Origin of the sequence: Rhizobium anhuiense, from assembly GCF_003985145.1 — a bacterium.
GTDB classification, from domain to species: Bacteria; Pseudomonadota; Alphaproteobacteria; order Rhizobiales; family Rhizobiaceae; genus Rhizobium; species Rhizobium anhuiense.
In genome coordinates this window covers 473,464-491,656 of the sequence record NZ_ML133523.1, presented here as the reverse complement: position 1 = coordinate 491,656, position 18,193 = coordinate 473,464, and the positions used below count along the sequence as shown (strand labels likewise).

Sequence of the window (18,193 nt, the reverse complement as noted above, 5' to 3'; positions counted from 1 at the left end):
TGAAGCGCGAATGAAAATGAAAGATAATGACTGAAATCCATGCATTTTTGTTTTGACGGATGCGGGCGATGGAATGGAGCGACCTCAAGCTGTTTCTGGCGATCGCGCGGTTCGGCACGCTGGGGGCAGCAGCCCGCAGCCTCGGGCTGACGCAGCCGACGATGGGCAGGCGGCTGCGTGCTCTTGAAGCCTCGCTCGGCCAGACGCTTTTTCAGCGCACGACGGATGGCTTCGTGCTGACCGACGAGGGCACCGCCGTGTTCGCCGGCGCTGAACGCATCGAAGAGGAGGCGCTCGCCATGGAGCGCGTCCTTGCCGGCGGCAGTCGCCAGCTCGATGGTTTTCTCAGGCTGTCCTCATCCGATTGGTTCGGCGCACATGTGCTTTCGCCGGTACTGGCGGAATTCTCGCAAGTCCATCCGAAGGTAGAGATCGAATTGCTGACCGACAGCCGGCTTCTCAACCTGTCGCGACGCGAAGCCGACCTCGTCTTCCGCATCCGGCCTTTCACGGAGGCGGAGGTCATATCGCGCAAGCTGATCCATATCGAATACGGCCTTTACATCAGACGCGGCGCACCGCACCCCGAAGCTGGCGATGGCACGGGCGCCCGCCTCATCACCATGGACGAGGCTTTCAGCGACATGCCGGATGTCGGCTGGCTGCAGCGCCTGTTGCCGCGGGCCGATACCGTCATGCGCAGCAACAGCCGCGACGTGCAGGCAGCGCTCTGTGCCAACGGTGCCGGGCTCGCCGTTCTGCCGCGGCCGCTCGGCGATTCCCTTGCGGTCGTCGAACTGGTCGATCTCGGTGAACCGCCACCCGGCCGCGACACCTGGGTCGGCTATCACCGCGACATGAAGCGGCTGGCGCGGCTGCGCGCCCTGCTGGACCTCGTCATCGAGAGGCTGGCGCGCTGAACCGGCACTGCCATCAACGCTCCCAATAGGGGACGGGGCCATAAAGCTCTGCCAGATAATCGATGAACAGCCGCACCTTGGCCGGCAGGAACTGCCGGCTGGGATAGACGGCCGACAGCGCGACATTGTGCGAGCCTTCATAGGCCGGCAGCACCTGCACCAGCCGGCCGGCCTTGAGCTCTTCGCCGATATCCCAGGTGGAGCGCAGCGCGATTCCGAGACCGGCGATGACAGCCTCGCGGATCACCTCGCTGGAATTGGTGATCAGCATGCCTTCCGGCCTGAGATTCAGCGCTCCGTCCGGTCCGTTCAGCCGCCAGGTGTCGTTATTGTGCGCCGGCAGGCAGCGGTGGTGTTTCAGTTCGTCGATATGCTGAGGCGCGCCATGCGCCGCCAGGTAATCCGGCGAGGCGCAGAGCAGCCGGCGCACCGGCGCCAGCCTTCGGGCGACGAGGCTCGAATCGGTGAGTTCGGCGATGCGGATCGCCAGATCGAAGCCGCCGCCGACGATGTCGCTGAATTCGTCCGTCAGCACCAGGTTGATCGCAAGCTCCGGATGCGCCTCCATGAAATCCTTCAGATACGGCGCGATATGCATGCGCCCGAAGGAGGTCGGCGCCGAGATCTTCAGCGTGCCGTGCATCTGCGCCGAGCGGCCGGAGATATAGAATTCCGCTTCCTCAAGCCCGGCGAGAATGCCGAGGACGCGGTCGTAGAAACCCTGTCCGGCTTCCGTCAGCGAGATCTGCCGCGTCGTGCGTTGCAGAAGCCGGGTGCCGAGTCGGTCCTCCAGCCGCTTGATCCGCTTGGAGACGACGGCCGGGGAAAAGCCGAGCGCGCGCCCGGCGAGAGACATGCTGCCTGTCGAAACGACCTTGGCAAAGATTTCGAGATCACCCAGATTGGTCATAAGGTTTTGCGACTTTTTCCCCTTTTGGCATAAGTGCTTAGCATTTGCGCCACTTTCGGGAAAGTGCTAAGCCGGTCTATCGGCGGCAGGGAGGTTCGCGGCCGGTTCCGCTACCCTCTTCCCGTCGTCAGGGCCAGGGAGAACGCCATGTCCGACGCCATTTCGTTTCTCAGCCCCCGCGCCGATGTCCTGGCGCGCAGAGCCCAGATCGTCGCCGATCTGACCGATCTTCTGCCGCCGGAATGCCTGGTGCATGAGGCGCGCGAGCTGGTGCCGTTCGAGACCGACGCCTTCGTCTCCTACCGTCGTCTGCCGCTCGCCGTGGCCCTGCCGCGCACGACAGCCGAGGTTTCGGCCGTCATGCGCTATTGCCACCGCTACGGCATTCCGGTCGTGCCGCGCGGCGCCGGCACCTCGCTTTCCGGCGGCGCCATTCCGCAGGAGGATGCGGTTGTGCTCGGCCTGTCGAAGATGAACAGCATCCTCGAAATCGATCTGCCGAACCGCGTCGCCGTGGTCCAGGCCGGCGTCACCAATCTCAACATCTCCGAATCCGTCTCCGCGGACGGCTTTTTCTATGCGCCCGATCCAAGTTCGCAGCTTGCCTGCACCATCGGCGGCAATATCGGCATGAATTCCGGCGGCGCCCACTGCCTGAAATATGGCGTCACCACCAACAACCTGCTCGGCGTCAGGATGGTGCTGGTCGACGGCACGGTGATCGAACTCGGCGGCAAGGCGATGGATGCGGCGGGGTATGATCTGCTCGGCCTCGTCTGCGGCCACGAAGGCCAGCTCGGCATCGTCACCGAGGCGACGGTGCGGCTGATCGCCAAGCCGGAAGGCGCCCGCCCGGTGCTCTTCGGTTTCGAAAGCTCGGAGGAGGCCGGCGCCTGCGTTGCCGATGTCATCGCCGCCGGCATCGTCCCGGTTGCGATCGAATTCATGGACAAGCCGGCAATCGAGATCTGCGAGGCCTTCGCCCATGCCGGTTATCCCCTCGATGTCGGCGCGCTTTTGATCGTCGAGGTCGAAGGGTCGGAAGCGGAGATGGACGCCACGCTGAAGGACATCGTCGAGATCGCCCGCCGGCACGCGGTGAAGACCGTGCGCGAATGCCAGTCGGCGACCGAGGCGGCATTGATCTGGAAGGGCCGCAAATCCGCCTTCGGCGCCACCGGCCGCATCGCCGACTACATCTGCATGGACGGCACGGTGCCGCTCAGCCAGCTTTCCCATGTGCTGAAGCGGACCGCCGAAATCGTCGATCACTATGGCCTGCGTGTCGCCAATGTCTTCCACGCCGGCGACGGCAATATGCACCCGCTGATCCTCTTCAACGCCAACGATCCCGAGGATGCCGCTCGCGCGGAAGCCGCCGGCAACGACATCCTGAAGCTCTGCGTCGATGCCGGCGGCTGCCTGACCGGCGAACATGGCGTCGGCATCGAGAAGCGCGACCTGATGCGCCACCAATATTCCGAGGCTGACCTTGCCCAGCAGATGGCGGCGCGCGCCGCCTTCGATCCCGGCTGGCTCCTCAACCCGTCGAAGGTCTTTCCGCTCGAAGGGCGCCCCGCCGCATGATCGATCTGATGCCGACGAGTGAGGAAGAGGCGGCGGCAATCGTCCGCGCCCACGCGGAAAGCGGCCAGCCGCTCGCGATTTGCGGCGGCGATAGCCGCTCGGGCTTCGGCAATGCCGTTGTCGCCGAAGACCGGCTGCGCTCGACCGGGCTTTCCGGCATCGTCGCCTATAATCCCGGCGAAATGGTCATGACCGTTCGAGCGGGCACGCCGCTCGCCGAGGTCGAGGCGGCGCTGTCTGAGAGCGGCCAGATGCTCGCCTTCGAGCCGATGGATCATCGCCCTGTGATGGGGACATCCGGCGAGCCGACCATCGGCGGCGTGTTTGCCGCCAATGTCTCCGGCCCGCGCCGGCTCATCACGGGTGCCGCCCGCGACAGCCTGCTCGGTGTGCGCTTCGTCAATGGCAAGGGCGAGATCATCAAGGCCGGCGGCCGGGTGATGAAGAATGTCACCGGCCTCGATCTCGTCAAGCTGGTGGCCGGCTCGCATGGCACGCTGGCTTTCCTCACCGAAGTCACTTTCCGCGTGCCGCCGCGCCCGAAGACGGAACAGACGGTGGTTCTATCAGGCCTCAACGATGCCGAGGCGGCCAACGCCATGGCGGCGGCGATGGCGCTGCCGGTCGAAGTCTCGGGTGCCGCCCATCTGCCGTTGACGGTGACCTGGAAATTCCTCGCCGGCACATTGCCCGAGGGCGAGGCGACGGTTCTGCGCATTGAGGGCCTGGCCGGTTCGGTCGACGTGCGCATTGAAAAGCTTGTCGCGGCAATGTCGGCCTTCGCCACGGTCACCAGGCTGGAGCAGCCCGACAGCCGCAGGCTCTGGCAGGAAATCCGCGACGTGCTGCCCTATGCCGACGGCACCGCGCGGCCGGTCTGGCGCGTCTCGGTCGCCCCCGGCACCGGCCATCAGCTGGTCGCCGCGCTGCGCCTCGAGGCCGGCGTCGACGCTTTCTATGACTGGCAGGGCGGTCTTGTCTGGATGCGCATGGAGGCCGGTCCTGAAGCCGAGCTGGTCCGCCGCTTCATCAAGGCGCTCGGTGGTGGCCATGCGACGCTGATCCGCGCATCGGCCGAGGCGAGGGCAGTCACCGCGGCCTTCCACCCCGAGCCTGAGGCGGTGGCGATGCTGTCACGGCGGGTGAAGGAGAAATTCGATCCGGCCGGCATATTCAATCCGGGGAAGATGGGGTGAGGGAGAAGATGAGCACAACCCCCGATATCCTCCAAAAGCGGAGGTCCCTCTAAATGCAAACCAACTTCACCCCGAGCCAGCTGCTCGATCCCGCTGTCGCCGAATCCGAGCAGATTCTGCGCAAATGTGTCCATTGCGGTTTCTGTACCGCCACCTGTCCCACCTATGTGACGCTCGGCAACGAGCTCGACAGCCCGCGCGGCCGCATCTACCTGATCAAGGACATGCTGGAAAACGGCCGCCCCGCCGATGCCGAGGTCGTCACCCATATCGACCGCTGTCTCTCCTGCCTTGCCTGCGTCACCACCTGCCCCTCCGGCGTCGATTACATGCACCTGGTCGATCACGCCCGCGCCCATATCGAAAAGACCTATAAGCGCCCGTTGATGAACCGGCTGACGCGCGCCATCCTTGCCGCCGTGCTGCCCTATCCCGGCCGTTTCCGCCTGGCGCTCAATCTCGCCCGTCTCGGCCGGCCCTTCGCCGGCCTGATGCGGAGTGGCGCACTGAAACCTTTCGCCGCCATGCTGGCGCTTGCGCCGCGCCGCGTGCCTGCAGCTTCAGCCTTCGCAAAACCCGGCAGCTACTTGCCCGAGGCGGAACGGCGCGGCCGGGTGGCGATCCTTTCCGGCTGCGCCCAGCCGGTGCTCGATCCCGGCATCAACGCGGCGGCGATCCGGCTGCTGACGCGGCTCGGCGTCGAGGTCGTACTGCCGGAGGGCGAGGTCTGCTGCGGCTCGCTGGTCCATCACATGGGCCGCGCCGAACAGGCGCTTGCGAGCGCGCGCGCCAATGTCGATGTCTGGACACGCGAGATCGACGGGCAGGGCCTCGACGCGATCATCATCACCGCCTCTGGCTGTGGCACGACGATCAAGGATTACGGCCACATGCTGCGCCTCGATCCCGCCTATGCCGCAAAGGCGGTCAGGGTCTCGGCGCTCGCCAAGGATATCACCGAATATCTCGCCACTCTCGAGCTGCCGGCCCACATGCCGAAGGGCATCACGGTCGCCTATCATTCCGCCTGTTCCATGCAGCACGGCCAGCGCATCACGCTCGCGCCGAAGCAATTGCTGAAAGCGGCCGGCTTTACGGTGCGCGATCCGGCGGAAGGTCATCTCTGCTGCGGCTCTGCCGGCACCTATAACATCATGCAACCGGAGATCTCGGCTGCGCTGAAGGCACGCAAGGTCAAAAACATCGAGGCCACCAAGGCCGATATCATTGCCACCGGCAATATCGGCTGCATCACCCAGATCGCCACCGGCACCGGCATGCCGATCCTGCATACGGTCGAACTGCTCGATTGGGCTTATGGCGGCGCTGTGCCGGAAAAATTAACAGGTTTGCCGCTAGGCTGAAGCTACTACAGCGCCGCGCGTCTTTTCAGATGCGCAAAGGACGCTGTAGCACTTTAAATTGCTGCATATGCAGCAGGCCCGTCGGGCCGGTCTCGGGAGGTTGGGCGATGTGGCGGGGAATGATCGTGCTTGCGGGACTGCTCGGAGCGGCAGGCGCCGCCCATGCCGACAGTCGTTTGTTCTGTTCCGCCGACGACAAGGAAGCGCGTTTCACGCTCGAAAGCGGTTTCGAAAGCGATGCCGGCCACAAGCTCAACCATTTCCGCGGTGCACTTGTGGTCAAGGACCAGGCGCAATCGACGGTATTCGGAAAACGTGTTTTCGAATCGCAGCATCTGACCAATCACTGGTCGCGTGACGGCGAACTGCTCCTGGAGGTTCTCGACGGTGGTGATGACGCCACCGGCGGAGCAACGCTGGATCTCGTCGTGGTTGCCGGCGAACGCGGCAAGCCGTCGGCAAATTTCAGCGGCACCTATTCCCTGACGATCGCAGGCGGTGAAAAGCCCTATGCCGTCCAGGGCAAGGTCAGCTGCGGCACGAAATAGAGCAATTTCAGGAAGTACGAAGCGGTTTTCCCAGGCAACGCGCAAGGCGGTTTTGCCTGGGAATTGCGTAACGATAAAAGGTTAGAGCGGTTTTGCGCTTTTATGCGCTGAACCGCTCTCACGTCGCAGCCGAAATTTGTTCTTACCAGTGGAATGAAACGCCGACGTTGACGGCATTCGTGAAGATGTTGGTCTTCAGGTCCACGCCGTTGTCGATCGGCACGTCGATGCGCGAATAGGTGCCCTTGTATTCGACGAAGGTCGACCAGCGCTCGGTCACCTTGAAGTCGACGCCGGCCTGGGCCTGCAGCGTCACGCCGCCGAATTCATATGCCCAGGTCTTGCCCTCGGGGCGAATCACTTCGACATGCGGAATGTTCACGCCGATACCGGCGCCGAGATAGGGCGTCCAGCGGCGGGTCGGATCCTGGAAGCGGTAGAGGCCGTTCACCGTGAGCAAGTTCAGGCCGTCGGTGAATTCGAAGTGCGACCAGCCGGTCTTGGCCAGCGTATCGTCGTCGGCATAGACCTTGTCATGGGTATAATCGAGCGAAATACCCCAGTTCGGCTTGTTGAAGTTCTCGAGCCACCAGGTGACGCGGCCGCCGTAATAAGGCGGGCTGCCGAAGGACTTGCCTTCCCAGCCGGCGGTGAAATGCGTGCCGTCGGAGAGATCGACGCCGCTGTGCGGTGCGGTCTGATAACCGCCATAGACAGAGAATTGCAGATCTTCCGCCGAGGCGGAAACTGCTGAACAGATTGTCAAAAACGCGATGCCCGCAAGTAGCGAAGCGGAGGAACGCAGCGCATATGTCATTGAATAGCCCCGATATTGCAAATATGTCGACTCTTAGGCAGGTGTGCCAGCTTTCGGCCGCAAAGTCTAAGCAAAACAAAAGGCGCGTCGAAATGCGCCTTTCGTTTTTTTCGTCAGTGTTGCTCAGCCGCCAAACATCGTGCGCAGCACGTCGATGCCTCGGTCCTCGAAAGCCACCTTGCCCTGCCGGTTGCCGGGGCCGATGACGATCACCTTGGTGCCGACAGGCGCGCGGTCGTAGAGGTGCGTCACATCCTCGTTCATCATCCGGATGCAGCCGGAAGACATGTTGAGGCCGATCGTCCAGGGCTGGTTGGTGCCGTGGATGCGGAAGATCGTGTCGCGGCCGCCCTGGTAGAGATACATGGCGCGGGCGCCGAGCGGATTGTCCTCGCCGCCTTCCTGGAAAGCAGGGATGATGTGGCCCTTGGCGGCTTCGCGGCGGCGCATCTCGGCCGGCGGCGTCCAACTCGGCCATTCGGCCTTGCGGCCGATCTTGACGATCCCCGACCAGCCGAAGCCGTCGCGGCCGACGCCGATGCCGTAGCGGGTGGCGCGGTTGTTGCCTTCGACGAGATAGAGATATTTGTTGTTTGTATCGATGATGACGGTGCCGGCCGCTTCCGTCGTCACCAGGCGCACTTTCTTGCGCTTGAACTGCGGCTTCACGTATTTCGGCATCTGCGCCACGCGCACGATCTGCGCCGGGGCTCGTGTATTGTCCGGCGCGGAGCCGGCGGGTGCAGCAAAGGCGGATGTGGACATCAAGGACAGGACAAGTCCGGCGGCAGCCAGACCCGGCATCAATTTGATCATGATCGATTCCCCTCAAGCAAATTCGCTCGAAGCTACATGAACTTCTCCCCGATTCAAGATCGGCGTGGCCGGATAAAGCTCTTTTGGAGAAGGGAGCCGGCTATTCTCTACGGCTCCCCAGGTATTTGCCCGGTCGTTACATGACGATGACGCGGGTTCCGACGCTGACGCGGTCATAGAGATCGACGACGTCTTCGTTGCGCAGGCGGATGCAGCCCGAGGAGACGGCACTGCCGATCGACCAGGGCGCGTTGGTGCCGTGGATGCGGTAAAGCGTCGAGCCGAGATACATGGCGCGGGCGCCGAGCGGGTTTTCCGGGCCGCCGTCCATGCGCGCCGGCAGGTAATGGCCCTTGGCGGCTTCGCGGCTGATCATTTCGGAAGGCGGCGTCCAGTCCGGCCATTCCGTTTTGCGGGTGATCTTGTGGGCGCCGGCCCATTCGAAGCCGGGCTTGCCGACGCCGACGCCGTAGCGCCTTGCCTTGCCGCCTTCCATCACCAGATAGAGGAAGCGGTTGTTGGTATCGATGACGATCGTGCCGGGCTTTTCCGTGGTATCGTAATCGACCATCTGCGGCAGGAATTGCGGCTCGATCGGACGGCGGATCGACGGGATGCCGGGATTGATCGCCGAAACGGTCTGCGGTGCGGCCTGCGGCGCCTGGCGCAGCGCGCGGCGCTGGAAGATTCCGCGCTGCGGCTGCCGGATGACCGGCCGCTGATAGACGACGGGACGAACCGCGCCGCCGCCGAGCTGGTTGATCCAGGGCGCCGTCAGATCCGGGCTGAGCACGACCGGCGGACGGGTGGCGTAGCGGTCGTCTGCAAGGGCGGCCGTGGAGACGATGCCGAAGAGGGCTGCGGCAAGAACAAGCTGTTTCATCATCGGACGAACTCTCTACAAATGACCGAAAATGGCTGGCGGGACTACTTCTCCGCCCGGGCGGACATGTTCCGCCCGCAAAGACGCTGCCACCCTATCCGCCAGCGAATGGTAAAGATCGATTCATGAAAAGCCGACCGACCGGATAAACTTTTCGTCAGGGTTACCGTTCGGTTTGGAAAGACGGTTTGCAAATGGTAAAGCCGGAATCATCAGCGGAGAACGAAGCGGACCCCCGCAGAATGAAGGATCATGAGCGCGACAGGCATCATCATCGGCGAGGACGGCAGGAGCCGCTGCCACTGGCACGCCAATCTGCCCGACTATCTCCGCTATCATGACGAGGAGTGGGGCCGCCCCGTCACTGACGACATCCGCCTCTTCGAGAAGATCTGCCTCGAAGGCTTCCAGTCCGGCCTTTCCTGGCTGACGATCCTGCGCAAGCGCGAGAATTTCCGCGCCGCCTTTTCAGGCTTCGATTTCGACAAGGTCGCTCTCTTCGGCGACGAGGATGTCGCTCGCTGCCTTGGCGATGCCGGCATCATCCGCCATCGCGGCAAGATCGTCTCGACCATCAACAATGCCAAGCGCGCGATCGCCCTCAGGGACGAGTTCGGCTCGCTCGCCCGTTATTTCTGGCGCTACGAACCCGGACATAACGAGCGGCCTGTTGTGGTCGACCGCGAGCATATCGTCGCCAATCCGACGACGCCGACATCGGTCATCATTTCGAAGGATCTGAAGAAACGCGGCTGGACCTTTGTCGGCCCGACCACAGTTTATGCTTTCATGCAGGCGATGGGTCTCGTCAACGATCATCTGGAAGGCTGCTTCTGCCGGCCCGAGGTCGAGGCGATGCGCAGCGCCCTGGTCCGTCCATGAAAGATCTGTCCGTGAGAATATTGATAACAGCCGCTGCCCTGTTTTTCCTGCCGGTCTCCGCCATGGCGCAGACACCGCAGCTCGATCCCGGCGAGAAGCTGGAGAAGCTGCAATTCCCGGCCGTCACCATGCAGCTGAAGGGCTGGACGAAGTTCGGCAATAGCCATGTCTATACGCTGCCGGTGCGCACCGGCCAGCACGTGAAGGTCAGTTTTTCCACCAAGAGCAAATTTGCCTTCCTGGCGATCTTCGACCTGTCGAAGCCGGATGACGAGGCCTTCTTCGGCACCGACGAGGATGGCATGAGCTTCGAGACGACGGTCAAGGAAGACGCCACCTGGCTGCTGCGTCCCTATTATTCCAAGGTCTCGCCGCGCCGCGGCCTCGGCGCTCCCTTCAGCATCCTGATCGAGCCCTTGGCGGCCGCCCCGCAACCGCCGCAACCGCCGGCCGAGCCCGAACGCCCGTCGCTGTTTCCGAAGGCGCCTGCCAAGCAATAGGGGCTGTAAGTCCGGTTTAGCCGAGCCGGTCGATCAGTTCGCGCAATTCCCCGAGATGGCCGATCTTGCGGAAACGCGGCGCTTCTTTCGGTTCATCGACATGTTCCAGCACCCAGGTGAGCTCGTGCGGCACGAAGACGCCGTAGCTGCCGGCGGCGATTGCCGGCACGATGTCCGATTTCAGCGAATTGCCGACCATCATCGCCCGCTCCGGCCCGTCGCCGACCTTGGCGAAGATGCGCCGATAGGTGACGGCGGTCTTGTCGGAGACGATCTCGACGGCATCGAAGAAATCGCCGAGCCCGGATTGGGCAAGCTTGCGTTCCTGATCGAAGAGATCGCCCTTGGTGATCATGACAAGCAGGTACTTGCCGGCAAGCCCCTCCAGCGTATCGCGCACATGCGGCATGGTCTCGACCGGATGGGAGAGGAGCTCGCGGCCGATATCGAGGATCTTGGCGATCACGCCCGAGGGAACCTTGCCCTCGGTGATCTCGATCGCCGTCTCGATCATCGACAGCGTGAAACCCTTGATGCCGAAGCCATAATGGCGAAGATTGCGTTTCTCGGCCTCCAGCAGCCGCTCGGAAATCTTCGGTCCTTCGGCGAAATCGGCAAGAAGCCTGGTGAAATGCGCTTCCGTCAGTCGGTAATATTGTTCGTTTTGCCAGAGTGTATCGTCGGCATCGAAGCCGATCGTCGTCAGTGGTCGCGTCGTCATATGCGCACCTCTTAAAATATGGCCGGCAATCTATCGGCTGCCTGTGTCGAGACAAGGGCGTCATCTTCGGCACGGTTGGGCGCAGCGTTGAAAAGCGCCGCTGCCGCACTAAATGCACTTTGCCTCACCCTGCAGCCAGCCACGGCTGTGCCTGTCGCGCGCAGGCCAATAATCAAAAAATGAAGTTCAGCGGTTCGCAAGCCCTCTTGCGGCAGACACAAAGGAATTTTTCCACCATGCGTTACAACCAGCTCGGAAATACGGGACTTTTCGTCTCGGAAATCTGCTTGGGCACCATGACCTTCGGTGAAGCCAAGCAAGGCAGCATGTGGGGCGCCATCGCCGATGTCGACCAGAATGCCGCCGACCGGATCGTCGAACGCTCGCTTGCTTCGGGCGTCAATTTCATCGACACGGCCGATGTCTATTCGGCCGGCGAGTCCGAAAGGCTGCTCGGCCAGGCGCTGAAGAACCTCGACGTCCCCCGCAAGGACGTCGTCATCGCCACCAAGGTCTATGGTGTGATGGGCGACAAGCCGAACGACCGCGGCGCCTCGCGCGGCCACATCATGGATTCCGTCGAGGCGAGCCTCGAGCGCCTGCAGACCGATCACATCGACCTCTATCAGATCCACGCGACCGATACGGTGACGCCGATCGACGAGACGCTGCGCGCCTTCGACGATCTCGTCTCCCGCGGCCTGGTGCGCTACATCGGCGTCTCCAACTGGCAGGCCTGGCGCATCTCCAAGGCGCTCGGCCTGTCCGAACGCCGCGGCTTTGCCCGTTTCGAAACCGTGCAGGCCTATTATTCCATCGCCGGCCGTGACCTCGAACGCGACATCGTGCCGATGATGCAGGAGGAGAAGCTCGGCCTGATGGTCTGGTCGCCGCTCGCCGGCGGACTGCTCTCCGGCAAGTATGGTCCCGGCGCGCCCGGCAACGGCGAGGGCCGCCGCGCCAGTTTTGATTTCCCGCCGGTCGACAAGGACAAGGCCTGGGCCTGCGTCGCCGTCATGCGCGAAGTCGCCGAAAAGCACAGCGTCAGCGTCGCCACCGTGGCGCTCGCCTATATCCTCGCCAAGCCCTTCGTCACAACAGTCATCATCGGCGCCAAGCGGGTCGATCAGCTCGACCAGAACCTTGCCGCCGTCAAGCTGAAGCTCGATGAAGACGATATGAAGAAGCTCGACGAGGTGAGCGCGCTTGCGCCGGAATATCCCGGCTGGATGCTGGCACGACAGGGCGCCGGCCGCCGGCCGGCCGATTTCGAGCCGAAGGACTGACCTCGCCAACATAAGTCTTGGGGAACGCCTGACATCCCGGCGTTCCCCTTTTCATCCACGATCGACTATTTGCCGTGGGCCTTGAGCCAGGCGGTCATCTGAGCGATCTCGGCTTCCTGCGCCTTGATGACGGCTTCGGCGAGCTTGCGGATATCGGGATTTTTTCCATATTGAAGCTCGATCCTGGCCATATCGATCGCGCCCTGATGGTGCGGGATCATGCCGCGGACGAAATCCGCATCGGCATCGCCGCTATATTCGATCATCATATCCTTGTGCATCTTGGCATTGGCCTCGCTGAAGGCGTGGCTTGCCGCATCGTGATTGCCCATCGGCTTGCTCATATCCATCGGTTTGTCTTCGGCAAGGACGGGAGCGGCAATGATGGCGAGCATGGCGGTGAGGGCGATGATTTTCAAAGACATGAGAGTTCCTTCCTCTGTCTGACAATAGGTTTGCCGGGCGGCTGAGCCACCCGATTGGCATGGATTGCTATGGTGTCAGGACAATCGCGGAGGCGGCGACTGCGGTGTCGGCTTTTCGTCGTCGAGGGCGTGGGCAGGCGCCGGGGCGGGATAGCTGAAGGTCGGCTTTCCGCCATCAGTGACCATCACCGCCGGTGGCAACAGCAGGCAGGCGGCGCAAAGCGGCATATGCGCGGAATTGCCGCCGGCGCAGGGGCCTTTCGAGGGCTCAGTCTTGCCCGCCGCCTCGGACATAGCCATGCCGTGCATTTCGTGATGCATGCCGGTTTCGACGGCAACCGGTGCATTCATCGATGCGCAGGTCGGACAGCCTGCCCATGCGGACATGGCGCTGTAGACCAGCCAGCCGAGAAACATCGCGATGAGGGCGAGCATGCGCATGCTGTTTTATAGGCGAATGACTGATGCAAGCCAAGCCGACCGGCGATCACATCCTGATCACCAGCTGGCAATGACCTTGTGCTCGATCCGGTAATCCTTGCTCTCTTCGCCGAGCGGCGCCACCGGCCATGTCCAGGTCGCTTTTGCCGGCGGCGGCAATACGCCATGCAGCAGGTCTGCCTCCTCATGCGTCCTGCCGTTGCGGTCGATGACGGCATAGGCGATGTCGGTCACCAGGCAACTGCGGCAGGAGAGGCCCGAAAGCCCGGTCAGATGCGCCGCGATCAGCCTTTCCACCGTGTCTTCAGGCATTCGCCCGGTCTCGGCGTCCGAGCGCCGTTTCACGCCGCGACCGATCTGCGACAAGAGGTTGGCCGAAACCACCAGATCGAGATAGGGCACGCTCCTGAGGAAGCCGAGCGGTTCGGGCTGCCGGCCGGCGGCAAGGTCGTCATAGCCGGAGAGGTCGCGCTCGATCAGCCGGACATTGCGGTAGCCCTTGGCCGACAGCCACAGCCGCACCGAGGCGAGATGAACGAGATCGACCAGCACGACGGTATCGAAATCGCGCGCCAATTCCTCGATCGGCACGTCCCGCAACAGACCGGAACCGAGCACGACGGCGGTCCGCTTCTGCCTGAGACCGGCCGCAGCCGCGCGGATCGCAGTCCGGCTCTTCTCCTCATGTTCGGCCCAATCCGCCGCACAGCGCCCGGCCCGCGACCACAGATTGACGGAATAGCGGATAAACTTTCGATGCGGCTTGCCGGTCAGCGGCAAGGTCGCGGTATAGAGAAGCGCTTCAGCGATCATGAGCATATCCGCATTTCTGATGAATGCCTCCGGTTCAATCGATTCTCCCTGCGGCATCAAGACCCTTCGCCCTTGCCGCTCCCCGCCCGATCGGTTAGGAAACCGCCACTGTCACAGTCAGCGGAATTCCCGGAAATGAACGACAAGCAGAAGAAACCGCAAAAGCTCAAGGCCCGCCTGCCGCGCGGCTTCGTCGACCGCACGGCCGCCGACATCCGCGCCGTCAACGAGATGACGGCAAAGATCCGGGAAGTCTATGAGCATTATGGTTTCGATCCGCTCGAAACGCCGCTGTTCGAATATACCGATGCGCTCGGCAAATTCCTGCCCGACAGCGACCGGCCGAACGAGGGTGTCTTCTCCCTGCAGGATGACGACGAGCAATGGATGTCGCTGCGTTACGACCTGACGGCGCCGCTCGCCCGTCATGTCGCCGAGAATTTCAACGAGATCCAGCTGCCCTACCGCACCTATCGCGCCGGTTACGTCTTCCGCAACGAGAAGCCGGGCCCCGGCCGCTTCCGCCAGTTCATGCAGTTCGATGCCGATACGGTCGGCGCGCCGGGTGTTCAGGCCGATGCCGAAATGTGCATGATGATGGCCGACACGCTTGAGGCCCTCGGCATCAAGCGCGGTGACTATGTCATCCGCGTCAACAACCGCAAGGTTCTGGACGGCGTGCTCGAGGCGATCGGCCTCGGCGGCGACGACAAGGCCGGCCAGCGGCTCAACGTGCTGCGCGCCATCGACAAGCTCGACAAGTTCGGTCCGGAAGGCGTGGCATTGCTGCTCGGCCCCGGCCGCAAGGATGAATCCGGCGATTTCACCAAGGGCGCCGGGCTTGATCAGGAGCAGATCGACAAGGTCCTGTTTTTCGTCGGCATCAAGGATTATGCCGAAAGCGCACAACGTCTCGCCGAACTCGTTGCGGGAACCTCGAGGGGTGGCGAAGGCGTCGAGGAGCTGAATTTCATCGCAGCGCTCGTCACCAGCGCCGGCTATCAAGCCGACCGGATCAAGATCGATCCCTCGGTCGTGCGTGGCCTCGAATATTATACCGGCCCGGTTTATGAGGCCGAACTCAGCTTCGACGTCACCAATGAAAAGGGCGAAAAGGTCGTCTTCGGCTCGGTCGGCGGCGGCGGCCGTTATGATGGCCTCGTCTCCCGCTTCATGGGCCAGCCGGTTCCGGCGACAGGCTTTTCGATCGGCGTCTCCCGCCTGATGACGGCGCTGAAGAACCTCGGCAAGCTCGGCGCCAGCGAAGTCATCGAGCCGGTGCTGGTGACCGTGATGGACGGCGATGTCGAAGCGATGGGCCGCTACCAGCGCATGACCCAGGAACTGCGCGCCGCCGGCATCCGCGCCGAGATGTTCCAGGGCAACTGGAAGAAGTTCGGCAATCAGCTGAAATATGCCGACCGCCGCGGCTGCCCCGTCGCCATCATCCAGGGCGGCGACGAGCGCGCCGAAGGCGTCGTGCAGATCAAGGATCTGATCGAAGGCAAGCGGCTTTCCGGCGAGATCGAAGACAATGCCAGCTGGCGCGAAGCACGCGTGGCGCAGGAGACGGTGCCGGAAGCCGACCTTGTGGCCAAGGTGAAGGAAATCCTTGCTGCGCAGGCTGAGGATCGGAAGAGGGCAGCATCGAATGTCTGAGGCGTACCTTCAGGCACGCCCTTCGCCTACTATTTGGAGCTCGGCATGCCCCTGATCAACCTCCCCGAATTCTGCAACGACCTGCTGGCCGAATTTACCGCGCGCAACGCCGAGCGCATCGATACGCCTGTCATTCAGCCGGCTGAACCTTTCCTGGACATCGCCGGTGAGGATCTGCGCCGCCGCATCTTCATGACGGAGAGTGAAACCGGCGCCAGCCTCTGCCTGCGTCCCGAATTCACCATTCCTGTCTGTCTGCGCCACATCGAGACGGCGACCGGTACGCCGAAGCGTTATGCCTATCTCGGCGAGGTTTTCCGCCAGCGCCGCGACGGCGCCAACGAATTCTATCAGGCCGGCATCGAGGATCTCGGCGATATCGACCTGTCAAACGCCGACGCCCGCGCCATCGGCGATGCCACCGGCATCCTCGCTCGCCTGCTGCCGGGCCGGCGACTGTCGGTGACATTGGGCGACCAGGCAGTGTTCGAGGCCGTCGTCCAGGCGCTCGGCCTGCCGCTCGGCTGGCAGAAGCGCCTGATCCATGCCTTCGGCAACATGACGCAGCTGGAAGCGCTGCTGGCCAGCCTCGTCAGCCCGCAATTCGTCACCGGCCTGGACGACGATATTGCCAGGCTGGTCGCATCCGGCGACGAGCAGGCGCTGGTCGTCCATCTCGAGCGGGAGATGCAGAAGACCGGCTATTCGACGAATGCCAGCCGCTCGCCCCTGGAGATCGCCCGGCGCCTCAAGGAAAAGCTGATCCTCTCCGAAACCCGCCTCGACGATGCGGCCTTCCAGGTGCTGGAAGAGTTCCTGTCGCTCGACGTGCCGCTCATCAACGCGTCCGCGGCCCTTGCCGGTTTCGCCGATGCTGCCGGCCTGAAACTCGGCAACGCGCTCGCCCGCTTCAATGGCCGGGTCGCAGCCCTTGCCAATGCCGGCGTCGATCTTTCCTGCCTCGACTACCGCGCCGCCTTCGGACGGCCGCTCGATTATTACACCGGCCTCGTCTTCGAGGTGACGGTGGAAGGCTCGAGCGCGGTGCTCGCCGGCGGCGGTCGCTTCGATCGGCTGCTGACCTTCCTCGGCGCCACGGACCGCATTCCTGCCGTCGGCTTCTCCTTCTGGCTCGACCGTATCGAAACCGAAAGGGCAGCCGCATGACCATCACCATTGCGCTTCCTTCCAAGGGCCGGATGAAGGACGACGCTTCGGCGATCTTCGAGCGTGCCGGCATGCCGATCTCGGCTGTTGGTAACGACCGCTCCTATCGCGGCCGCGTCGAAGGCTGGGACGATGTGGAAGTCGCCTTCCTGTCGGCTTCCGAAATCTCTCGCGAAATCGGCAACGGCAGCGTCGATTTCGGCGTCACCGGCGAGGATCTGATGCGGGAGGGTTTTGCCGAGATCGACAAGCGCGTCGAATTCTGCGCCCGGCTCGGTTTCGGCCATGCCGATGTCGTCGTCGCCGTGCCGGAGATCTGGCTGGATGTCGACACCATGGCCGATCTCGTCGATGTCGCCGCCGATTTCCGCGCCCGCCACTCCAGGCGGCTTGCTATCGCCACCAAATACTGGCGGCTGACCCAGCAGTTCTTTTCGAGCCAGCACGGCATCCAGCTTTATCGCATCGTCGAAAGCCTGGGGGCCACCGAGGGCGCTCCCGCCGCAGGCTCGGCTGACATCATCGTCGATATCACCTCCACCGGCTCGACATTGCGCGCCAACCACCTGAAGGTGCTCCAGGACGGCGTCATCCTGCATTCGCAGGCCTGCCTCGTGCGCGCCCGCAAGGAGAGCCATGCCGACGAACCGGCGGTGCAGGCGATCATCGATGCGGTGCGCGCTGCCCTCTGATCTCGGCTACATAACGGCACAAGAAAAACCCGCCGTCGGATGACGGCGGGTTTTCTGTTTCTGGGAGGATGTCTGCTGGTGTCAGGCCGTTGCGTAGGCGCCGCGGCGGGCGTCGAGCGAGTAGGCGCCTGCGCCATTGGTGGCGAGCATGATATAGGCGCCGGCGAGCGTGATGTTCTTCATGAAGTTGACGAAGTTCAGGCCGCTCAGCCAGGCGTTAGCGGCGGCCGGGAAATCAGGAACGTTGATCGGCGAGAAGTGGAAGACGAAGCCGGTAAAGACGCAGAAGACGGCAAGCAGCCAGCCGACGATGCGGACCTGGAAGCCGACGAGCACGGCAAGGCCGGTTGCAAGCTCGAACAGGCCGGCGAGATAGGTGAGCGCGGTGGAAGCCGGCAGGCCGGCGCCGGCGATCATGCCGGCGGTCGATGCCGGATCGGTCAGCTTGCCGAAGCCGGCGAAGATGAACATGAAGGAAAGAAGGATACGGGCGATCAGGATGATGACGTTGTTCGACATGGACGTTGTCTCCGTTTGATTGGCTCTGGAGATCTTGGTGCCCCGGC

At 63.1% G+C, this 18,193-nt stretch carries 20 protein-coding genes; 11 read left to right on the top strand and 9 right to left on the bottom strand.

Annotated features, from left to right (window positions below):
- The first annotated feature begins 68 nt into the window (after nucleotides 1–68).
- Entirely contained in the window at nucleotides 69–920 is an 852-nt protein-coding gene (locus EEQ99_RS13015; RefSeq protein ID WP_047613770.1) for a LysR family transcriptional regulator, read from the top strand.
- Between the two features lie 13 nt (nucleotides 921–933).
- On the opposite strand, the gene EEQ99_RS13010 is transcribed toward EEQ99_RS13015, so the two are convergent.
- Complete coding sequence (locus EEQ99_RS13010; RefSeq protein ID WP_127430565.1) at nucleotides 934–1,830, bottom strand: LysR family transcriptional regulator; 897 nt, start codon at nucleotides 1,828–1,830, stop codon at nucleotides 934–936.
- 147 nt (nucleotides 1,831–1,977) lie between these two features.
- On the opposite strand from EEQ99_RS13010, the gene EEQ99_RS13005 reads away from it, so the two are divergent.
- The 4 genes from EEQ99_RS13005 (at nucleotide 1,978) to EEQ99_RS12990 (ending at nucleotide 6,525) form a co-directional block, all read left to right on the top strand.
- Entirely contained in the window at nucleotides 1,978–3,417 is a 1,440-nt protein-coding gene (locus tag EEQ99_RS13005) for an FAD-linked oxidase C-terminal domain-containing protein (protein WP_127430564.1), read from the top strand.
- Nucleotides 3,414–4,613: a glycolate oxidase subunit GlcE gene (gene glcE / locus EEQ99_RS13000; protein WP_127430563.1), complete on the top strand. Its 1,200-nt coding sequence runs from the start codon at nucleotides 3,414–3,416 to the stop codon at nucleotides 4,611–4,613. Before EEQ99_RS13005 ends, glcE begins: the two co-directional genes overlap by 4 nt.
- A gap of 53 nt (nucleotides 4,614–4,666) precedes the next feature.
- Nucleotides 4,667–5,977 (top strand): glycolate oxidase subunit GlcF, encoded by a 1,311-nt coding sequence (glcF, locus tag EEQ99_RS12995; RefSeq protein WP_127430562.1) that lies wholly within the window; start codon nucleotides 4,667–4,669, stop codon nucleotides 5,975–5,977.
- Between the two features lie 107 nt (nucleotides 5,978–6,084).
- Nucleotides 6,085–6,525, top strand: coding sequence for a hypothetical protein (locus tag EEQ99_RS12990; RefSeq protein ID WP_127430561.1), 441 nt, complete (start codon nucleotides 6,085–6,087; stop codon nucleotides 6,523–6,525).
- Nucleotides 6,526–6,667: 142 nt separating this feature from the next.
- On the opposite strand, the gene EEQ99_RS12985 is transcribed toward EEQ99_RS12990, so the two are convergent.
- The 3 genes from EEQ99_RS12985 to EEQ99_RS12975 form a co-directional block, all read right to left on the bottom strand.
- Nucleotides 6,668–7,342 carry an outer membrane protein gene (locus tag EEQ99_RS12985; RefSeq protein WP_047613776.1) on the bottom strand — a complete coding sequence of 225 codons (675 nt, stop codon included), beginning with the start codon at nucleotides 7,340–7,342 and terminating at the stop codon, nucleotides 6,668–6,670.
- Between the two features lie 123 nt (nucleotides 7,343–7,465).
- The gene (locus EEQ99_RS12980; RefSeq protein WP_047613777.1) at nucleotides 7,466–8,158 is read right to left on the bottom strand and encodes a L,D-transpeptidase; all 693 of its coding nucleotides are present in this window, start codon (nucleotides 8,156–8,158) and stop codon (nucleotides 7,466–7,468) included.
- 136 nt (nucleotides 8,159–8,294) lie between these two features.
- The gene (locus EEQ99_RS12975; RefSeq protein ID WP_127430560.1) at nucleotides 8,295–9,044 is read right to left on the bottom strand and encodes a L,D-transpeptidase; all 750 of its coding nucleotides are present in this window, start codon (nucleotides 9,042–9,044) and stop codon (nucleotides 8,295–8,297) included.
- A gap of 249 nt (nucleotides 9,045–9,293) precedes the next feature.
- Between EEQ99_RS12975 and EEQ99_RS12970 the strand changes: the two genes are divergently transcribed.
- Nucleotides 9,294–9,923, top strand: coding sequence for a DNA-3-methyladenine glycosylase I (locus EEQ99_RS12970; RefSeq protein WP_047615316.1), 630 nt, complete (start codon nucleotides 9,294–9,296; stop codon nucleotides 9,921–9,923).
- Nucleotides 9,920–10,423: a hypothetical protein gene (locus EEQ99_RS12965; RefSeq protein WP_047615319.1), complete on the top strand. Its 504-nt coding sequence runs from the start codon at nucleotides 9,920–9,922 to the stop codon at nucleotides 10,421–10,423. Before EEQ99_RS12970 ends, EEQ99_RS12965 begins: the two co-directional genes overlap by 4 nt.
- A gap of 16 nt (nucleotides 10,424–10,439) precedes the next feature.
- Here the strand turns inward: EEQ99_RS12965 and EEQ99_RS12960 are convergent, their stop codons facing one another.
- Nucleotides 10,440–11,144 carry an HAD family hydrolase gene (locus EEQ99_RS12960; protein WP_047613781.1) on the bottom strand — a complete coding sequence of 235 codons (705 nt, stop codon included), beginning with the start codon at nucleotides 11,142–11,144 and terminating at the stop codon, nucleotides 10,440–10,442.
- Nucleotides 11,145–11,380: 236 nt separating this feature from the next.
- On the opposite strand from EEQ99_RS12960, the gene EEQ99_RS12955 reads away from it, so the two are divergent.
- Nucleotides 11,381–12,430, top strand: a complete 1,050-nt coding sequence (locus EEQ99_RS12955) for an aldo/keto reductase (RefSeq protein ID WP_127430559.1) — start codon at nucleotides 11,381–11,383, stop codon at nucleotides 12,428–12,430.
- A gap of 65 nt (nucleotides 12,431–12,495) precedes the next feature.
- Here the strand turns inward: EEQ99_RS12955 and copM are convergent, their stop codons facing one another.
- The 3 genes from copM to EEQ99_RS12940 all read right to left on the bottom strand — a co-directional run bounded on the left by copM (nucleotide 12,496) and on the right by EEQ99_RS12940 (nucleotide 14,115).
- Complete coding sequence (copM, locus tag EEQ99_RS12950; RefSeq protein WP_097622970.1) at nucleotides 12,496–12,855, bottom strand: CopM family metallochaperone; 360 nt, start codon at nucleotides 12,853–12,855, stop codon at nucleotides 12,496–12,498.
- 75 nt (nucleotides 12,856–12,930) lie between these two features.
- Complete coding sequence (locus EEQ99_RS12945; protein ID WP_063476403.1) at nucleotides 12,931–13,296, bottom strand: hypothetical protein; 366 nt, start codon at nucleotides 13,294–13,296, stop codon at nucleotides 12,931–12,933.
- A gap of 57 nt (nucleotides 13,297–13,353) precedes the next feature.
- The gene (locus EEQ99_RS12940; protein WP_174824452.1) at nucleotides 13,354–14,115 is read right to left on the bottom strand and encodes a hypothetical protein; all 762 of its coding nucleotides are present in this window, start codon (nucleotides 14,113–14,115) and stop codon (nucleotides 13,354–13,356) included.
- A 129-nt stretch (nucleotides 14,116–14,244) separates the two neighbouring features.
- Between EEQ99_RS12940 and hisS the strand changes: the two genes are divergently transcribed.
- From hisS to hisG, 3 genes are read left to right on the top strand one after another with little or no spacing between them, the layout of a single operon-like run.
- Complete coding sequence (gene hisS, locus EEQ99_RS12935; protein ID WP_097630512.1) at nucleotides 14,245–15,768, top strand: histidine--tRNA ligase; 1,524 nt, start codon at nucleotides 14,245–14,247, stop codon at nucleotides 15,766–15,768.
- 45 nt (nucleotides 15,769–15,813) lie between these two features.
- Nucleotides 15,814–16,935, top strand: a complete 1,122-nt coding sequence (locus tag EEQ99_RS12930; RefSeq protein ID WP_097595307.1) for an ATP phosphoribosyltransferase regulatory subunit — start codon at nucleotides 15,814–15,816, stop codon at nucleotides 16,933–16,935.
- A complete protein-coding gene (gene hisG, locus EEQ99_RS12925) occupies nucleotides 16,932–17,627 on the top strand; it encodes an ATP phosphoribosyltransferase (protein WP_047613787.1) in 696 nt (231 codons plus the stop codon). The genes EEQ99_RS12930 and hisG overlap by 4 nt, the downstream gene beginning before the upstream one ends.
- Before the next feature lie 81 nt (nucleotides 17,628–17,708).
- On the opposite strand, the gene EEQ99_RS12920 is transcribed toward hisG, so the two are convergent.
- Nucleotides 17,709–18,146 (bottom strand): DoxX family protein, encoded by a 438-nt coding sequence (locus EEQ99_RS12920; protein ID WP_047613788.1) that lies wholly within the window; start codon nucleotides 18,144–18,146, stop codon nucleotides 17,709–17,711.
- Between the last annotated feature and the right edge of the window lie 47 nt (nucleotides 18,147–18,193).